A 283-nucleotide genomic window follows, 5' to 3' on the forward strand; every position below is an offset into this window, starting at 1 on the left:
AAGGCCGCCGATCACGGCCCGGCCGAGCGGCGCGTTCTGTTCGCCGCCGTCGCCGAGGCCGAGCGCCATCGGCAGCATGCCGATCAGCATGGCGAGCGCCGTCATCAGCACGGGGCGGAAGCGGCTGAAGCCGGCTTCGAGCGCGGCCTGCAACGGCGGCTTGCCGCCGTGGTGGACTTCGCGCGCGGTGTTGATCACCAGAATGCTGTTGGCCGTGGCGATGCCGATGCACAGAATGGTGCCGGTGAGCGCCGGCACGCTCAGGCGGGTGCCGGTGCTGAAT

1 protein-coding gene is annotated in these 283 nt (G+C 70.7%); it reads right to left on the reverse strand.

Features of this window, described 5'->3' with window-relative positions; translation table 11 throughout:
- The coding region (locus tag PQR42_RS45740; RefSeq protein ID WP_408496140.1) for an efflux RND transporter permease subunit at nt 1–283 on the reverse strand (283 nt) is incomplete at both ends.

Source organism: Paraburkholderia sediminicola, from assembly GCF_046027355.1.
In the GTDB taxonomy this organism is placed as follows: Bacteria; Pseudomonadota; Gammaproteobacteria; order Burkholderiales; family Burkholderiaceae; genus Paraburkholderia; species Paraburkholderia sediminicola_B.